General features: G+C 38.7%; 8 protein-coding genes and 1 pseudogene. 1 reads left to right on the forward strand and 8 read right to left on the reverse strand.

From position 1 onward, the window contains the following. Window positions 1–35: 35 nt before the first annotated feature. The 6 genes and pseudogenes from BGL89_RS07155 to BGL89_RS07180 all read right to left on the reverse strand — a co-directional run. A pseudogene (locus BGL89_RS07155) lies at window positions 36–641 on the reverse strand (ribonucleotide-diphosphate reductase subunit beta); the annotation flags it as partial. 53 nt (window positions 642–694) lie between these two features. Beyond that, window positions 695–1,141 carry a DUF29 domain-containing protein gene (locus BGL89_RS07160; RefSeq protein ID WP_286825101.1) on the reverse strand — a complete coding sequence of 149 codons (447 nt, stop codon included), beginning with the start codon at window positions 1,139–1,141 and terminating at the stop codon, window positions 695–697. A gap of 11 nt (window positions 1,142–1,152) precedes the next feature. Continuing rightward, on the reverse strand, window positions 1,153–1,605 hold the full coding sequence (locus BGL89_RS07165) for a DUF29 domain-containing protein (protein ID WP_286825102.1): 453 nt from the start codon (window positions 1,603–1,605) through the stop codon (window positions 1,153–1,155). A gap of 3 nt (window positions 1,606–1,608) precedes the next feature. After that, on the reverse strand, window positions 1,609–2,085 hold the full coding sequence (locus BGL89_RS07170; RefSeq protein WP_286825104.1) for a DUF29 domain-containing protein: 477 nt from the start codon (window positions 2,083–2,085) through the stop codon (window positions 1,609–1,611). 38 nt (window positions 2,086–2,123) lie between these two features. Continuing rightward, on the reverse strand, window positions 2,124–2,615 hold the full coding sequence (locus BGL89_RS07175; RefSeq protein WP_286825106.1) for a DUF29 domain-containing protein: 492 nt from the start codon (window positions 2,613–2,615) through the stop codon (window positions 2,124–2,126). 62 nt (window positions 2,616–2,677) lie between these two features. Next, window positions 2,678–6,037: a ribonucleotide reductase barrel domain-containing protein gene (locus BGL89_RS07180; protein ID WP_286825108.1), complete on the reverse strand. Its 3,360-nt coding sequence runs from the start codon at window positions 6,035–6,037 to the stop codon at window positions 2,678–2,680. Between the two features lie 484 nt (window positions 6,038–6,521). On the opposite strand from BGL89_RS07180, the gene BGL89_RS07185 reads away from it, so the two are divergent. Beyond that, window positions 6,522–9,515, forward strand: coding sequence for a plasmid replication protein, CyRepA1 family (locus BGL89_RS07185; RefSeq protein WP_286825109.1), 2,994 nt, complete (start codon window positions 6,522–6,524; stop codon window positions 9,513–9,515). A 194-nt stretch (window positions 9,516–9,709) separates the two neighbouring features. On the opposite strand, the gene BGL89_RS07190 is transcribed toward BGL89_RS07185, so the two are convergent. Together BGL89_RS07190 and BGL89_RS07195 are read right to left on the reverse strand one after the other, a co-directional pair. After that, a complete protein-coding gene (locus BGL89_RS07190) occupies window positions 9,710–10,201 on the reverse strand; it encodes a GNAT family N-acetyltransferase (RefSeq protein WP_286825110.1) in 492 nt (163 codons plus the stop codon). A 128-nt stretch (window positions 10,202–10,329) separates the two neighbouring features. Continuing rightward, window positions 10,330–16,467, reverse strand: coding sequence for a translocation/assembly module TamB domain-containing protein (locus BGL89_RS07195; RefSeq protein ID WP_286825111.1), 6,138 nt, complete (start codon window positions 16,465–16,467; stop codon window positions 10,330–10,332). Window positions 16,468–16,706: the final 239 nt, after the last annotated feature.

The following is a 16,706-nucleotide window of genomic DNA, read 5'->3' on the forward strand; positions in this document are numbered from 1 at the left end:
ACCTCACGATGCTAGTGGGCTACCTCATTATTTAACCCATTATAAAAATACAAACTCTCTAGCAAATAATCGGCAAGAAGGGCGATAAAATAGCTTTCAGTAGTTTGTTTATCGATATACTGCTGGTAGAGACTAGCAATAAATTCACAGCGATCCTTGAGAACTTTATCGGTGCGCCAAAAGTCATAAACTTCGCCTCGGCGATCGGAGGGAATAATCGTTTCAATTAAGTATTGATAACTTTGATTGTGCATGGCCTCTTGAGAAATTTGTTCCGCCATACAAAGACTAATTTCTGGCGCAGTGACGCTACCTTTTAGGTGGGGAATATTACAGGTTTGCACGGAATCAAGAAAAGTTAGATAGGATAAAATACCATCATAAGCATATCTTTCTTCGTCGGTAAGATGCCCGTATTCAGTCACGTCTTGAGTGATATCTAATCGTTGCGGAATCCAGAAATTTTCGCGCATTTGTTGATATAAACCCACCGCCCAGGTGTAGCGGACATCGTTTAATTGCATCAGGTTGGTGGTGTTACCAAACCAGATCGAACGGTTTTCGATCGCATCATCTCCCGCCGGATTGAAGATCGGGGAAATGGGCATCGAAGGGCAAGAATTAACTAAATGTAAGGACATGATTACTTGGATATTATGGCACTTTTAGGTTATAATATATTTTCGGTAAAAAGTCAAATGTTTTGATTAGGAATAAATTCAAAATCTAGGGCTTCTGCCAAAGTAAATGGGCAATAGTTCGGGAATTTCTCTAGGTTTATCCCTGTTTCAATGGCGGCTTTTTTTCTGGCCTTATTGTAGCATTTTTTTAAATTTTCTTCTGTTAAAAAAATCTTAAGACTAGGGCTATTTTCTAAATCTTCTTCGATTCTTTCGCGATGCTCAAAAAGGGTTAATGCCCAGCTTCTGGTTTGTTTTTCTGGCTCTTGTAAGTATTTTAGTAAATGCCATAAAATCACAGTTAGATTACTTTTAAGGGCTTTCTGTTGACTGATAGACATAGATTTTATTTCTTCAATTAAATTCTCTAAATCTAAATCAGAAAATTGATGATTTTCTAGTAAAGATATGGTTTTCTCTAGCCAGAGATAGTAGTCCTTTTCGTATAAGTTCTTTTCCATAATTATCCCCATTATTTTGATATTTCAGGAAACCAATCCTCATTTAACGCCTGTTCTATAGTGCAAATTGGAGCTAAACTGACCAAATTTTCAGCCATTCCCGATAGATCCAAAAATAATTTACGAGCATTTTGATAACAGGGCAAGAAAATTTCCGATAGATAGGGCTTTAAACTGGGACTGTCTTCAATAATTTGTTGAATTCGTAGGCGAAAGTTACGAATTTCATTTTTCCATCCTCTTTGATTATATTCTAATTCCGACTCCCAGTGAACCAGTTTTAGCAAATGTTCTAATAACCGAGTTAAATAACTCTTTAAACTTTGTCGTTGGCTTTTGCCCATGTCGCTAATTTCCTCGATGAGATTATCCAAATCTAAATCGGAAAATTGATGATTTTCTAGTAAAGATATGGTTTTCTCTATCCAGAGATAGTAATCTTTTTCGTATAAATCACTCTTCATTGCTTAATCCTCTCCGAGAAACTCAGGAAACCAATTTTCATCTAAAATTTGGTCGATTGCTCCAATAGGTGTAGCACTTAAAAGTCTTTTATCGATGCCATAACCTTCGATAAATAGATGGCAAGCATCCTCATAACATTGCTCAAGAATATCGGTGAGGTAAGATACTAAGTTTGTATTATAAGTTCCATCCTTTCTGTTGCTAATAATTCTTTTTATTTGAATGCGAAAATTTAAAATCTCCCGTCGCCACTTGTTTTTATTGTAATCGCGCTTAGATTGCCAATAAGTTAATTTAAGTAAATGTTCCAAGAGTTTAGTTAGTAACCTCTCTAACTTCTGACGTTCTCTTCTGGACATATCTTTTATTTCTTCAATTAAATTTTCTAAATCCAACTCAGAAAACTGGCGATTTTCTAGTAAAGATATGGTTTTATCTAACCAGAGATAGTAATCCTGTTCGTATAAAGTCTTATCCATAGTCCCTCACCTTAATTAACTATAATCCAACCAAATCATCAATGATTATTATCCTCATATTCAGGAAACCAATCATCATCCAAAGCTTGGGCAAGAGTGAGAATTTTTTCCGTGGGCAAAGTATTGATTGTTACTCCCATTTTTCTAGCTAGGATACGAAGGGCTGACTGATAACATTTATCAAAACTATTCTCTAGATAGGACTTTAAACTTGGATTATCATCAAGAACTTCCCATAAATCAATTCTAAAAATAGTAATTTCTCCTTTCCAGTGATTAGCATTATATTGGCTTTCCGATTGCCAATAAGCAAGTTGCAGCAAATGTTGGATTATTCTAGTCAATAAACTTGTTAAGGTATGTTTTTCCTTGATACCCATACTTTTAATCTCCTCGATGAGATGATCTAAATCTAAATCGGAAAATTGATGATTTTCTAGTAAAGATATGGTTTTCTCTATCCAGAGATAGTAATCCTGTTCGTATAAGGTCTTATCCATAGCTGTGATTAGGTGATTAATAAAACTCATTTTATCAGTCCTAATCTTTGATGTAAAAAAATTAAGGTGGGCATTGCCCACCGAAGTTAACCTTAATTAGCGCAACTAGAACAACTATCGTCAGACTCTCGAAAATTGTCCTTTTGTACGGTACGGATATAATAAATCGCTTTACACCCCAATTCCCACGCCATAACTAGGGTATCAAAGATATCTTTAGCAGTGAGACAACGGTTAGGTTCTGCGGGAAAGTAAACCCCTTCATTGAGGTTGAATAACAACTCCATAGAAATCCCCGTATCGATCCATTCTTGCATGGTAGCGATCGCTTTTACCACCTGCTGCTGTTCGAGATTTTTGTTCTCTGAATAAAACCAGAAAGCTTCTTCAATAAAAGGTGGTGCGATGGGAACGGTTCCCTTTGCCCATTTATCATAGAAAAAGCGACTATAAACCGGCAAAACACTAGCGGTACATCCCTGTACCAAACTAGAGGAAGTATTAGGAGCAATGGCGGTAATATGGGAATTACGGATGCCAAATCGTTGAATATCTGTTGCTAATTGTTGCCATCTTTGCGGTTGCACCGCATTATTTAAAAACCATTCCACTGGTTTTGCTCCGATTAATTTACCTTGGCTCCATTCACTACCCAAGAAAGCTTGATAAGCACCGCGTTCTTTGGCTAATTCCATCGAGGAATAGGTACACCAATAGCCAATTTCTTCAAATAAATTACTAATTTCTGACAGGTTATTGTAGGATAATTTCCGTTTAGCTAACCAGTCAGCCAATCCCATCGCACCTACCCCAATAGTGCGATATTTATCGTTGTGGTTTTTAGCATTATCAAAGGGAGGATTAGTAATATCGATAGTATTGTCGAGAATCCTGACAGCGATTTGACAATTAGACTCGATTTCTTCCTTGTCGATGTTGGCTAAATTAAGGCTAACTAAATTACAGCAATGGGCAGTTTTATCGGGGGTGACATTGCTAAAAGATTCGGTGCATTGTCCTGTTAGAATGCCGTTAAACATTCCCAGATGACGCTTGGGTTCTGTAAAACAGTAGGTGTCATCTCGACGACAGGTTAACTCTACCGATTCAATGCGGATAAACTGAGTGGCCGAACGTTGGGGTTCTTTTAAAGTCCATTGTAAGCGATGGGTTTTAAGTCCCAATTGACCAAGTTGAAATAGTCCGACAGAATTAATCAGTAAACGATATTTTGGTTGACAGAGATATTCTTGATAATTTCCCTTTCCATTTGGCATCAATTTATAGCCACCGTCATCCATAAAAGTAACTTTGGAATCAACTCCTAAAGTCTGTAACATTAGGCGAATATCGAGCAAAAATTGCCGGTTAACAGCAGCAATCTGGAGAGACTCGTTAGAACCATTGCGGGCAACTGTTCCATCGGCATCAAGTAAACCAGCTAACCATTCTAAACGAGATTTAATTGTGTAACCATTGAGAGGAACTGTAAATTTACTGGGAATATCTAACGGGAGTTTACAGACGATCCGATCTTGTTTACTGTCATGATATACCGCTAGGGTATCGGTTTCTTTTCTCCAAAAAGTACCTTTTTCAATAGAGCCATTTCCCCGATATTTGTTACGAATAGCCAATAAGGGAAGTAACTCTTTTTTAACTCCGTATAGGTCAACTTCTGGCATTCCATTGTTTCCGTAACTCCCATCTCCAGAAAAGAATCCTGCGGTGTAGGCGTAGGGAAAGTCAAGATCATTTTCTGACTGGATGAGAGGCAGCTGGTATTTAATTAATTTATCTCCTTGTTTGAGGTCTTTTGCCTCGACAATTTCCACGGTTCCCTTGTAGTTTTTCTGAACGTAAAACTTATGGTAGTAAGTACATTCTAAGGCCTCTCCGTTAGAGAAATTTACCTTTAATAAAGGCTGGTTTTCTCCAGTCTTTTTAACTAATACTTCTGACCACTCCAATCCATTCCAGACATTAACATATTCCCCCACCAAATCAGCGATTGCTATTTGTCCTCGGTCAGTAAGAATTTTTGTTTCTCCCGCGACGCATAAATTTACACCGGGGATATAGCCATCATGTTTATTAGGATTAGCGCGATTGATGGTATCTTTGAAGGCAATGTAGGGCATTCCTGTTTCTACTTGGGAACGCATGATACTTTTAAATAAGTCCCGGGCATTGATTTTTTTATAGAGGAGAATCTCTTGATCTAAATTAGCTTCTACTAAACGATAGGCCTCTTCAAATTCTTCCCCCCATAGTTCCGCTAATTCTATACCTAATTTATTGCGAACTTCGTAGGGATCTACTAATGTCCACTCGTCTTTATTTATCACCCGACGCATGAATTCATCGGTGATAACTAATTGGGGAAAAACATCATAAGCTTTGCGTCTTTGATCACCGTTTTCTGTCTGCATTTCCAGAAATTCTGGCACATCTAAATGCCAGATGTCAACACCGATAGTTACTGCCCCGGCGCGTCTTCCCCCCTGATTTACTGCAATAGCTGTATCGTTGAGTAATTTAATCCAAGGAATAATCCCCCCGGAAGCATTAGCTTTCCCCATTACCCAGCTACCAGTGGCGCGAATTCTACTCACATTCACCCCGACACCGCCACCATTTTTTGAGATGCGGGCAGCATTAGTAAGCTCGTCGAAAATGCTTTCTAAACTGTCGTCAATGGAGAGGATAAAACAACTGGTTAGGGAACCTTTGGGAGTGCGTAAATTGGCTAAAATTGGGGTGGCGAGAGAGATTTTTCTTTGAGCGATTGCTTGATAAAATTTCTTCGCCCAGTGGAGTCTATTAGCTGGTTCTTCCACAGTGGCAAGCAGTAAGGAACAGGTTAATAATGCCTCTTGGGGTAACTCATTTTTGAGTAAATAACGGCTAGTGATTAACAATGCTCCGGCGTAATCATAATCGATGTCCCAATCGGGATTAATCCAAGAACCAGCTTCTTTTAATTCTGCCTCGGAATAGATGAGAATCCTTTCGTCGTACAGCTGATTTTTAACTTGAGTTTTGACGGTTTTCTCGTAATTTCCGTACTGATAACCCCGGGCTACTAAGGTATCTTTCCAAAGACTCCAAATATGCAATCTTCCCGCCACATAGCGCCAATCCGGTTCCTCTGGACTACACATTTCTAGGGCGCAATTAATTAAATTATCCTGTATTTCCCTAGTGGTAATCCCATCCCGCAGGCGTGTGGTTAAACCCGCTTCTAAGGCGATTGAATTGACTTTTTTGCCCTCACAAGCCCACTCTACCACGTCGCGAATTTTGCCGATATTTAAGCTTGTGGTGGAACCATCGCGCCGAATCACTCTAATTCCATGGCTGCCCATATTAGCTAAAGGGGTAGAACGAAAGGGTATTACTTCGTTATTTTTGTGAATGGAGACGGCAGTAGTCAAGGGCTTCGATTGCATAATTAGGAAATTGCGGCGTTAAAAAATTTGACAAATTAATCTATTTGTACTAGAGTATTCTATCAGATTTTCTGGGAAAACACAACATCTAGCGTGTTAAATAATCTTATCACTCTATATATGGTATAGCTAGGATTATTTTGTTCCCTAAAAACAGTGTTTTGGATGACATTTTCTGGAAAAAATCAAGAATTTTTTCCAGAAAATAGTTCTTTTGTATGCTTGACAAAAAAGTTCTTCTTTGATAAGAAAAACAGATTGACAAAATACTTTTGATCCGATTCTGCTTGACTGCTGAGGAGGTTGTGGTCAGACTTTATTTGTTCTTAACTTTTCGATAATTTAAGACAAGAGTGGATTAAAAGTCAAATTTCCTCTGAGAACCTCTGAGAGAGTAAATTTTCTCTTTTCGCTATTTAGTGGCTTACCGCTAGAATAATAGGACAAAACGCTATATATAGCGTCTAGCGAGTAGAGGACAAGGATGAAATATTTAGAAGAATGGCGTGATAGCGGGGTGGATGCGGAGTTAATCGAACTCAATGTCACCGGTTTAGCGGGGTTATCTCCCAGTGAATACCTACTCTACTCCCAAGAATTACCGCGACGCAATGATGGCAGAGTTAGGGACGATATTCTCAAGCGTTATGAACACATCAGTCAAGGCGGTTGGTGGTGTTCAGGAATTGACTTATTAACGGGTAATTATGACCTTTGGGGCTGTTTTAAGCCCGATTTTCCCCGTTTAAGCCTTGATAAGGCTAAACCGATTAAGTACGAACATCCTCCCCAAACCCCTACGGGAGTCTTTGCTTTGCGGGTTCCCCTGAAAATTTGGCAAAGGATAGCCCAGCATATCAGTATTAATATTTTAACTGAAGAAGTGGATAATAAGCAAGAGGATCTCGGTTTTTGGTCCTGGGTAATTAAACATCCAGAGATACCTATTTGTCTTACGGAAGGAGCGAAAAAAGCGGGGGCATTACTAACAGCAGGTTATGCGACAATTGCCTTACCCGGAATTCACAATGGTTATCGTACTCCCAAGGACGAATTAGGTAGAAGAATCGGCAAATCTCATCTAATTCCGCAGCTAGAAAAATTAGCTAATTCAGGACGAAAGATTTATCTAGTTTTTGATCAAGAAACTAAACCAAAGAACCAACAAGCGGTTAATTTAGCTTTACAGAGAATGGGTTATCTATTCAGTCAGGCTAACTGTCAGGTAAAGGTGGTTACTTGGGATGCTGCTGACGGTAAAGGGGTGGATGATTTACTAATCAATCGAGGAGAAGATTACTTCCAACAAGTCTATCAAAAAGCTACCTCTTGGGAAATTTGGAAGGCAGCGAGTTTAAATAGTTTAACTCTCCCACCTCATCTAGAGTTAAATAGCCGTTACTTGCCAGATATTGCTATCCCTACATCAGCGCAGTTAATGGCGATTAAATCGGCTAAAGGTACAGGAAAAACTGAGTTTTTAGCTAAGATAGTTAAACAGGCTATTGCCAATCAACAAAAAGTTTTAGTTATTGGTCATCGAGTCAAACTGGTAGAGGAGCTATGTCAACGCTTTGGTTTAAACTATATCAGCAAAGTTAGAGATAATCCTGCGGCACAAATTTACGGTTATGGTTTATGTATTGACTCTCTCCATCCCCAATCACAAGCTAAATTTCATGCGGAAGATTGGCAAGGAGCTATGATTATTATCGATGAGATCGAACAAGTTTTATGGCATGGGTTAAATGGGGATACTTGTAAAACTAATCGAGTAGCAATTTTAAAGTCTTTAAAGTCTCTACTCCAAACCGTGGTCAGCAGCGGGGGAAAAGTCTTAGTTGCTGATGCTGATTTAAGTGATATTTCCCTAGAATATTTAACTTCTTTAGCAGCTATTAAACTAGAAACTTTCTTGATTAGTAACGATTGGAAACCTAATTATCACGAAGCTTGGCGAGTTTATAACTACTCTGATAATACTCCCCAACAGCTAGTTAAGGATTTAGTTAAACATATTAAAGAGGGAGGAAAACCTTTTGTTTGTCTATCAGCACAAAAATTAACCAGCAAATGGGGGACAATTACCCTAGAATCTTATCTAAGAAAGCAATTTCCTCAGAAGAAAATTCTGCGGATAGATTCAGAGTCATTGCCAGATTCTAGTCACGCTGCCTATCAAGCGATTGGCAATTTAAATCAGTTGTTGCTTAACTATGATATAGTTCTAGCTAGTCCTGCGATCGAAACGGGAATTAGTATTGATATTCAGCAACACTTTACCTCGGTTTGGTGTTTAGCACAGGGAATTCAAACTCCCACTTCTATCGCTCAATTTTTAGGGAGAATTAGAGAGAATATTCCTCGTTATATTTGGTCAGCAGCGTACGGATTTAATCAGGTGGGTAATGGTTCCACTTCTATCCCCAAACTTCTCACCTCTGGACACCGATTAACGGAGGTTAATATTCGCTTACTACACCAATCAGATTTAGAATCTCTTGAGGATTTAGATACAAATTTTCAAGCGGAATCTCTCCTCTGCTGGGCAAAAATGGCTGTGCGAGTAAATGCTTATATGCTTAATTATCGTCAGTCAATCTTAGGTATTTTACAAGCAGAAGGTCATAGAATTAAAGAACGGAATCAGGAAGAAGAACTAGAAATAAATAATCAGTTAACGGAAGCAATTGAAGAAATTAGGGAACATAATTATCGTTCTGAATGCGAGGCAATTGCCAGCGCAGCCGAGATCACGGAATCAGAATATCGTTGGCTTAAAAAACAGTTAATTAAGTCAGTGAAAGAAAGGAGAATTATCAGGAAATATGACCTATACAAACGCTATGGAATCCCCGTCACACCGCAATTAGTGATTAAAGATGATCAGGGATGGTATCAAGAACTACGCTTACATTACTTTTTGACAATTGGGCGACAATTTTTGTGCGATCGAGATGCTTTAATTGCCCGTAAACTGATAGAATCAGGTCACGGAAGTTTATTTATTCCTGATTTTAATGGTAGTCAATTAGGAGTGATTATCGGGACGTTAGAAGTGTTAGGAATTCCCGTATTATTAGCTAACCCTGAAAGAGAATTAACTAATCATGATGCCGATTTACAAAAAATGGCCGAAATCGCCATTAAAAACCGCAACGAGATTAAAACTATCACCAAGATTAACCTCTCTAATACTTCCCGTCCTCTGACGATTATTCGTAATTGTTTGAACTTGTTAGGTTATGAATTAACCAGCAAGGGCCGCCAGAGAATTGCTAAAAAATCTCTAAAAGTTTATCAGATTGTTGCCCATCAGGATGGTAGAGAACAAGTGTTTCAACAATGGTTATTTAGAGATGAAAAATGTGCGGGAAGTTCTGAGATTTGGTATGAGGACTATCTCTTTTCTCTCACCCAGAAACCATCTCTAGGCGAACCGGAAAATGCTTATATTCAATTAAGTCTAGAATTATAGTCTAGCTATGGGGAAAATTGCCTATTTAGGGTCTGCTGAAAAAGTTTTTCGGTGGTGGTAGGAGTCAGGAGTCAGGAGTCAGGAGTCAGGAGTTTCAGGCTTTGTTGCCCTTGTTTTCGCAGCATGAACATCGGACTTTAACAGGTCAAAAGCTTTATTTTAAAAGGGTTTTACCATTATTCAGCAAGCCCTATTTAAGCGACTTTTTTTCCTAAAATGACCACATCAGCCAGAAAATCGTCTAGATCGGCAATTTGAGGTAAATAACCCCATCGTTGAAAGCCGAATTTTTCAAAGAGACGAATACTGGCTTGATTGTGGGCAAAAATAATACACATAAGATTAGATATACCCAATTTGGGACAGCGATTCAGGGCATATTCTACTAATAATTTACCGATTCCACGACCTTGATAATCGGGGGCAATATATAAACTAACCTCTGCCGTTTTTTGGTAAGCGACACGACCATAAAACATCTGTAAACTCAGCCAACCCACCACCCGACCTTCGATCGCTATTACCCAGATGGGATACTGTTCAGGATCGTGCTTTTTAAACCATTCTCGCCGACTTTCGAGGGAAATAGGCTTTAAATCTGCGGTGGCCTTGCGAGTGGGAACAGCAGCATTATAAATCTCGATAATTGTTGGTAAATCTGTTTCTTTGGCCTCGCGAATAATCATAGAATATCAAGTAAAAAGTAAAAAGTAAAAAGTAAAAAAATAATATTTCTTATTTTCTACCTACCTATCGGGTTGATTATCAGGATGAAGTATAACCTAATTTTGCCTCTTTATCCAGCCATCTTACTTTAAAATTGAGTTTGATAGCGGACGGTAAACTCATTCAAATTGTAATCGTAGGAAAAGCGAATAAAAGACTGGGAATTGACTCGATAGACGGTTTCCAAATTGGGAAGAATATTAAAATCCGTTGCCCTGATCGCATTACTAACCGCATTCTCCACATCATACACGACCCCTTGGGCTAAGAGGGGAATCGCCAACTGAACCACTCCAAATTGAATTAATTGTTCTGTATTTTTCCCCTGTAAACCATTAAAAACCGACAGCAATTGTTCCCCCAAAAGTCGAATGATTTCCCCTTGGCTGCGGGGGGGAGTGCTGGTTAATTTAACTAGGGGAGTATTAAGCAATCCCTCATCTTCACCTCTAGCAAAAGCCACTGCTTGTAAACAATTAGCAGCTTTTTGTAATTCTGTATCTGTATAGTTTTCCTCTAGGGGAAAAGGTGGACTATCGGGACGAATTTGGCACACTTCATTGAGATTACGTCCTAAATTTGGTAGCAAGCGGTTTAATTCCCCTTCAACGCTGAGGGTGACATCGATCCTTTGAATGCGATTGAGGCTATCATCGGGAATTTCATTGCTAGGAAAATCTCCCCCCGGACGGGAGATAGCAAAATCGCGAGATTGAGAAAATTCGCTGAGAATTGTTCGCAGTTGAATATTAACAAAGGGATTAAAAAGTCCCAACCCGCGACTAGAATCGAAAACAATAACATTTTGATTGCGTCGGTTAAGAAGAAAACGAGTATCGATGTAACTAACCCGTCCTCGATCGAGATTAATCACTCCATTGGTTTGTAATTTCTCCAGTGGAGTGAGCGGACCGTTCAAGGTTAAAGCACCACTAAAATCAAATTGATACAAAGGTTCTTGTTCGATTGATAATCCTGCTAAAGACACTTGGAAATTATTTAAAACTGGAGTAATATTTGTCGTCTGAGGAATGTTGAGAGGCTGCAGCCAGCGACTCACTGGTTTATCCGTTTCTTGATTAATTTCTGCTGTGCGAGGAAGAAAAACTTTACCCCTAGAAAGACGCACATTCCCCCCGATAATTGGTTGCTGAATTGTTCCTGTCACCATGGCATTCCCAGCAATTAATCCCCGATAAAGACCATTAATTGCTATATCTCCCTCTTGAATATTAACTGTTAACGGATTAGGATTATTTTTGATGGCTTGAAAGAAAGGTAAAACTCCCACCACAGAAATTTGTCTGTCAGCGATCGAGCCTTGTAATTCCTCTACTGTTAAGCTTTCAGGGGTTAACCCAATGCGGCCATTTACGGTTAAAATCTCTGGAAAAGCAACACTGCGGATAGCGGCATTATTAAGAGTAACTATACCATTTGCTTCTAAATCTTTGATTTTTAAGCCCTCTTTTATATCTAATCTTCCCATCGCTGAAAGAACTACCTCTCCCTCACCGTTAACCCATTCGATGGCGTTTTGACTGATAGCTTCAATTAATTTGATTGCATCGGTTCCCAATTTTGCTTGGATTTTTAATTGATCATTACCCGGTAAGGGAGGATAGGGAATGCTGGCATAGATTTGGATTGATTCGGAGGAGGTTGTCCGCAAATCAAAACGATACTGATTATAGGTAAATAAACCAATTATATCCTGATTAATATTTTGGGCATTAATTGCACCGTCAATAAAGGCAAAATTACCCTGAATACGAGGATTTAATAAGGTTCCTGCAATTTGTCCTTGAGTTTTTAGACTACCGGATACATCCAAGGGAAACTGCACAAAATTTCTCAAGAGATCCAGAGAAAGATTTTCCACGGCAAAAGTTCCCTCTACTTTGTTTAGGGAAAAATCACCCGCTAAAAATACGGAAGAATCTCGTGATTTTAATCTAATCGGTTCTATCCTGAGCAACTGACGATTTAAGTTAAGATTAATTGTTACTTCATCAATAGGAATTAATTGGGTATCGGTGGTGACAATTCCGAGAGGGTTAACAATATTTACCGTCGGTCTTTGGGGTCGCCATTCCCATCTATTGCCCTGAAATTTTACGCTAAGATCTGGATTTTTTAAAGTCCCAGTTAAGGCTATATTTGCTTGATAACGGCCGCGAAAATCTAGTTCAGAAGGTATCCCGACTACCCCTCTTTCCCTTGCTAATTGCTGGATTATTTCTTCAATTTTTGCCCGCAAATTTACCCGTTCTGCTAGGGAAGCTTCGGGATTACCTACTTCTAGGGGACTAAGTTGAATAGCTGGGTTATTTTCGGAGGAGAAAAGGGTGATTAAACTGGTTAAATCATAGATACTAGCAACTGATAATAAATCTTGAATATAACCTTGATCTACCCTGAGTTTAGCTTCTATTTCCTGGGTCTGCCAATTAAATAAACCTTGCAGATTATATTGACTTGCACCCGCTTGTAAACTCCCCTCTTGCAGTTGAACTATGGAATCCCGATAAACCAAATTTGCCGTTAATTTTTCCCCGATTAAGTTACCTAAACTAGGTCGGTTAATCTCTAGTTGTCCCTGTCCCTGTAAGTTAAATAAATTGATGTCTAGATTAGCATTTACTTGTCCAGCAATAATCCCCGGAACATTGTAGGCTGCCGTGGGAGATATTTTCAGGATTTCTAGGGGAAAATCGGCAATCTGAACATTTAAATTTTCTCCGCTTCGTTTAGCTGTTGCTAAAAAAGGAGTTTTATTTCCAAAAGCTTGGCGAATATTTATCCCTAAGGGAAGATAGGGCAGCAGACAATTATTTTGTTGACAAGGATCGAAAGTCAGGTCAATAATGTCCTGATTTCCCCGCAGATTTAAACTAATATTTTGACCGATTCCTGCTTGCATACTTCCTTTTAAGATAGGTTCAAAGGGTCGATCATTAATGCTAAAGTTAGCTAAATTTATATCTCCTTTGATTTGTATATTTCCCACTTTTTGCCAAGCAGTTAAGAGATTTTTTCCTGTGATTTGTCCTTGAAATTCTCCGATCCCTGTCATGGTCGATTCTCTGGGTTTCAAACGAGGATCGATCGGTAAAAGCGATATAATCTCAGCCAAGGGTACAGTAGCAAGGTCGGTTTTTGCCTGTAGATTTAAGTTAACCTCAGCGATATCGGGTTGACTGATAAGATTAGCTAAAAGAATATTTCCTCGCACATCAAAGCTATTTTCTCCCCACTGTGCCGAGAGATTATTAACCTGAATTGGTGTTACTCCCTGCCAAATTTCTTTAATATTTCCTGCTAAATTCGCCCTAAAATCTAAGTTAGGAATCGAGATTGATTTTATTCCTGGCAATTGTCCTAGTACGGCAGCGGGATCAAGATTAGCGGCAATAATATCACTTTGCCAGAAATTATTATTCAGTTGTGCCTTAGCTTTAATTTCTCCTTTGGCTACATTAATACGAGAGTTAAAAACTGCTTTGATACTGCTTAAGTTGAGTCGTTTTTCTTGCAGGGAGTCGAAAATAGTTTGGGCATTTCCTGCTGCTTGAAAACTGGTTTGGGAAATATTCAACGGTAGGGGAATATTAGTCTGAAAATTCTCTAAGCTACTGAGAATATTAAAAATACCGTTGTTTAACTGAATATCAGTATTAATCGGATTATTATCCACTAACAACCGAGTATTTACCCTAGCATTGACGGTGGACAAATTAGGGATTTTTCCCGCTAGTAAATTATTGATTGCACTGGTGAAATTGACTTGGGTTTTCCCTAGACTAACAGGAATATTTATATTGGGTAAAAACGGATTTAAGTTAATGCCAGCTGTATTAACTATACCGCTTAAAATACCTTTTTCCAGTTGGGCAGTAGTTTTTAGGGATCGATTATTGACAAATAACTGTATATCTCCCTCTCCGCGCCAAGTTTGTAAATCCGTTAAAGTTCCGCTAATCAGAGAATTTATCCTGCCAGCAAAGCTGATTTTTGCCCTGCCTAAACTGACGGGAACTGTTAAACTTTCCACTAGAGGATTAAGACTAATCCCACTGGTATTAACTGTTCCTGTCAGGAAACCTTGATTCAGTTTGGCTGTGGCAATTAAAGGATTATTATCTACTAATAACTGCATATTACCTTGACCTTGCCAACTGCTGAAAATATTATTTTTATTATTTAGTAATTCTCCTAAATAACCTTGTAAATTAATTTGTGATCGCACTAATTTAACCTGGGTTGGTAAGTTAGGCAATAGGGAATTAATCGGCAATCCCGCTAAGAAAGCGTTAGCCTGAAGATTTCCTTGCAATACTTGACTATTGACTAAAATTGTGCCTTGTTTACTGCTAATTTCTAAGTTAGCAACTCCGTTTAAAGTATTAATATTAAGTTGGTCAATTTGGCCACTAACTTGAATATTAGCTGTCTCTAAATTTAAGGGTTCTAAGGTTTCTAGGTAGGGGCAAATGCTATCTAAATATTCACAAACAAGAGGCACAAAAGGAGTCAATAAAAAGTTATTACCCGTGATTTTTGCCCGGACTAATTTGCTAGTAAAATCCCTATTACCATTAACCTGTAGTTTGCCGCCATTTGTTTTAATGACCGTATCGGTTAAATTTATTTTGTTGCCCCCTAAAAATACTTTACCCTCTCCGGCAACATTGATTAATCCTGACTGATTAACCGTGGGTATTTGCCAATTAATTAATAATTGTGGCAGTCCTAAACTACCCCTAGCTTTAATATTAGCTTGCAGATCGTTTATATTAATTTTAGCGGGAATTGTTGCGAATTGAGATAAAATTTTTCTTGTGGGAAAATGCGCTTGTAAATTCAAATCAATCGGCATTTTTGTCCCGTCAAGAGGTTGATTTTTTTGCAGGGATTGCAGAATATTTAACTGCAATTTTCCTTCTCCTTTAATTTCTCCACCTGCGACGGGTTTAATTTGAATTTTATCTAAATTAAGACGGTTGAGATTTGTTTGAAAATTACTGGTTATTGATTGAATAGGAATTTGCTCAAAAATAATCGGTTTGCTGTTGCTAACGGTTCCTTTAATTAGAGGTTGATCTAGTTTTCCCGTCACTTGAAAAGTAGAGCGCGCTTCTCCCCGTAAATCTAGAGGTGATTGCAGATAAATAATTCTTAAAAGTTGTTGTAAATCCACCGATTCTAGAGCGACATTGAGATGATAACCAGTTTGCCAATTTACTTCTCCTCTCACCTCAGTTTTAATCTTGCCAATAGTTGCGTTCGCCTGTTCAACTAATACTTTGTCTCCCTGTAAATTTAACTTAGTTGTTAGCTTAATTGGATAGGGGAAAGGGTGGAATTTTCCCGCTACTTCCGTCACCTGAAAATTGCCATTACCTTGAATTTGATTTAGCTTTGCCCAACTGGGAATATTGAGAGCAATATTAGCATTTACTTGTCCTTGATTTAATTGAAAATTGCGATTAGGAATTAAAGTTAATAGTTCACTTAAGTTTAAACGGTCGATCTGAAGATTAGTTAGGCTTTCACCCGTTTTTAACGCCGTTTCTCCTTGAATTTTTACTTGACTTTTGAGGATTTCTGCGCTAAAATCGTAGGTGAGAGGCTGCCTTTGATTATCAATAAATCTTCCTTGACCATCGGCCTTAATTTCCATCGGTTTTTTCAGGGCATAGGGTTGGATAGTAAGAGCTGCCTTCTCCACCTGAAAACCCAGATTTAACCTAATGGGTGCCTCCCGATCAAAGTTACTAGCTATTTTTTCTAAATTATCGAGCCATTGACCATTTTTATCCTGATCGAGATAAATACTGGGATTAATTAACTTGACATCAACCGGCAGCGGCAGACCTAAAAGTAAGGGCAGCGGATTTAATCCCAATTCGATCGCATCAATAGATAAACTATCAGCAGAATTGGCCGTAGCTGGAATTTCCGATTTACCGATACGAATGCGATTAAAATAAAAGCCCTCTATCTTGCCTACCCTGACGGGTCTGTGCAGCATTTCACTGAAGATATTGTCTAAAATTGGGGTTAGACGTTCATAAACTAAATAACGAGTCGTAAAATAGCCAAGGGAGGTAATTCCTAGGAGAGTAATTCCCCCAACAATTAAAGTAGAAGGCCGGCGTACAAATCGACCGATACTCAGAAAAAGATTAGGACGAGGAGAAGGATCACCAGGGGAGTTACTCATAATTGTTTACCTCACACACACCAAAGAAAAGGCAATGGCTCACCAGAGCTAATGAACTATGTTGACATCCTCACCGCCGTAAACGGACGGTGATTCCTCACCACGCCACCTTTTTAGAATGGTCGCTGAATGGGGTTAACGCTTCACAGGATGCTGCTTCTTTAACAGAAGTCTTACGCTTTCCTCCACGTCCGTTTAAAGTCTCCGAATGTCCTCCGGCGACCTTGATATTTACCGCA

Origin of the sequence: Microcystis sp. LSC13-02, from assembly GCA_002282935.1 — a bacterium.
Lineage (GTDB): Bacteria > Cyanobacteriota > Cyanobacteriia > Cyanobacteriales > Microcystaceae > Microcystis.

What these genes read in the sequence shown, in the direction of transcription:
- BGL89_RS07160 (WP_286825101.1), bottom strand. Translation starts at nt 1,141, where the DNA reads ATGGAAAAGAACTTATACGAAAAGGACTACTATCTCTGGCTAGAGAAA.
- BGL89_RS07165 (WP_286825102.1), bottom strand. Translation starts at nt 1,605, where the DNA reads ATGAAGAGTGATTTATACGAAAAAGATTACTATCTCTGGATAGAGAAA.
- BGL89_RS07170 (WP_286825104.1), bottom strand. Translation starts at nt 2,085, where the DNA reads ATGGATAAGACTTTATACGAACAGGATTACTATCTCTGGTTAGATAAA.
- BGL89_RS07175 (WP_286825106.1), bottom strand. Translation starts at nt 2,615, where the DNA reads ATGAGTTTTATTAATCACCTAATCACAGCTATGGATAAGACCTTATAC.
- BGL89_RS07180 (WP_286825108.1), bottom strand. Translation starts at nt 6,037, where the DNA reads ATGCAATCGAAGCCCTTGACTACTGCCGTCTCCATTCACAAAAATAAC.
- BGL89_RS07185 (WP_286825109.1), top strand. Translation starts at nt 6,522, where the DNA reads ATGAAATATTTAGAAGAATGGCGTGATAGCGGGGTGGATGCGGAGTTA.
- BGL89_RS07190 (WP_286825110.1), bottom strand. Translation starts at nt 10,201, where the DNA reads ATGATTATTCGCGAGGCCAAAGAAACAGATTTACCAACAATTATCGAG.
- BGL89_RS07195 (WP_286825111.1), bottom strand. Translation starts at nt 16,467, where the DNA reads ATGAGTAACTCCCCTGGTGATCCTTCTCCTCGTCCTAATCTTTTTCTG.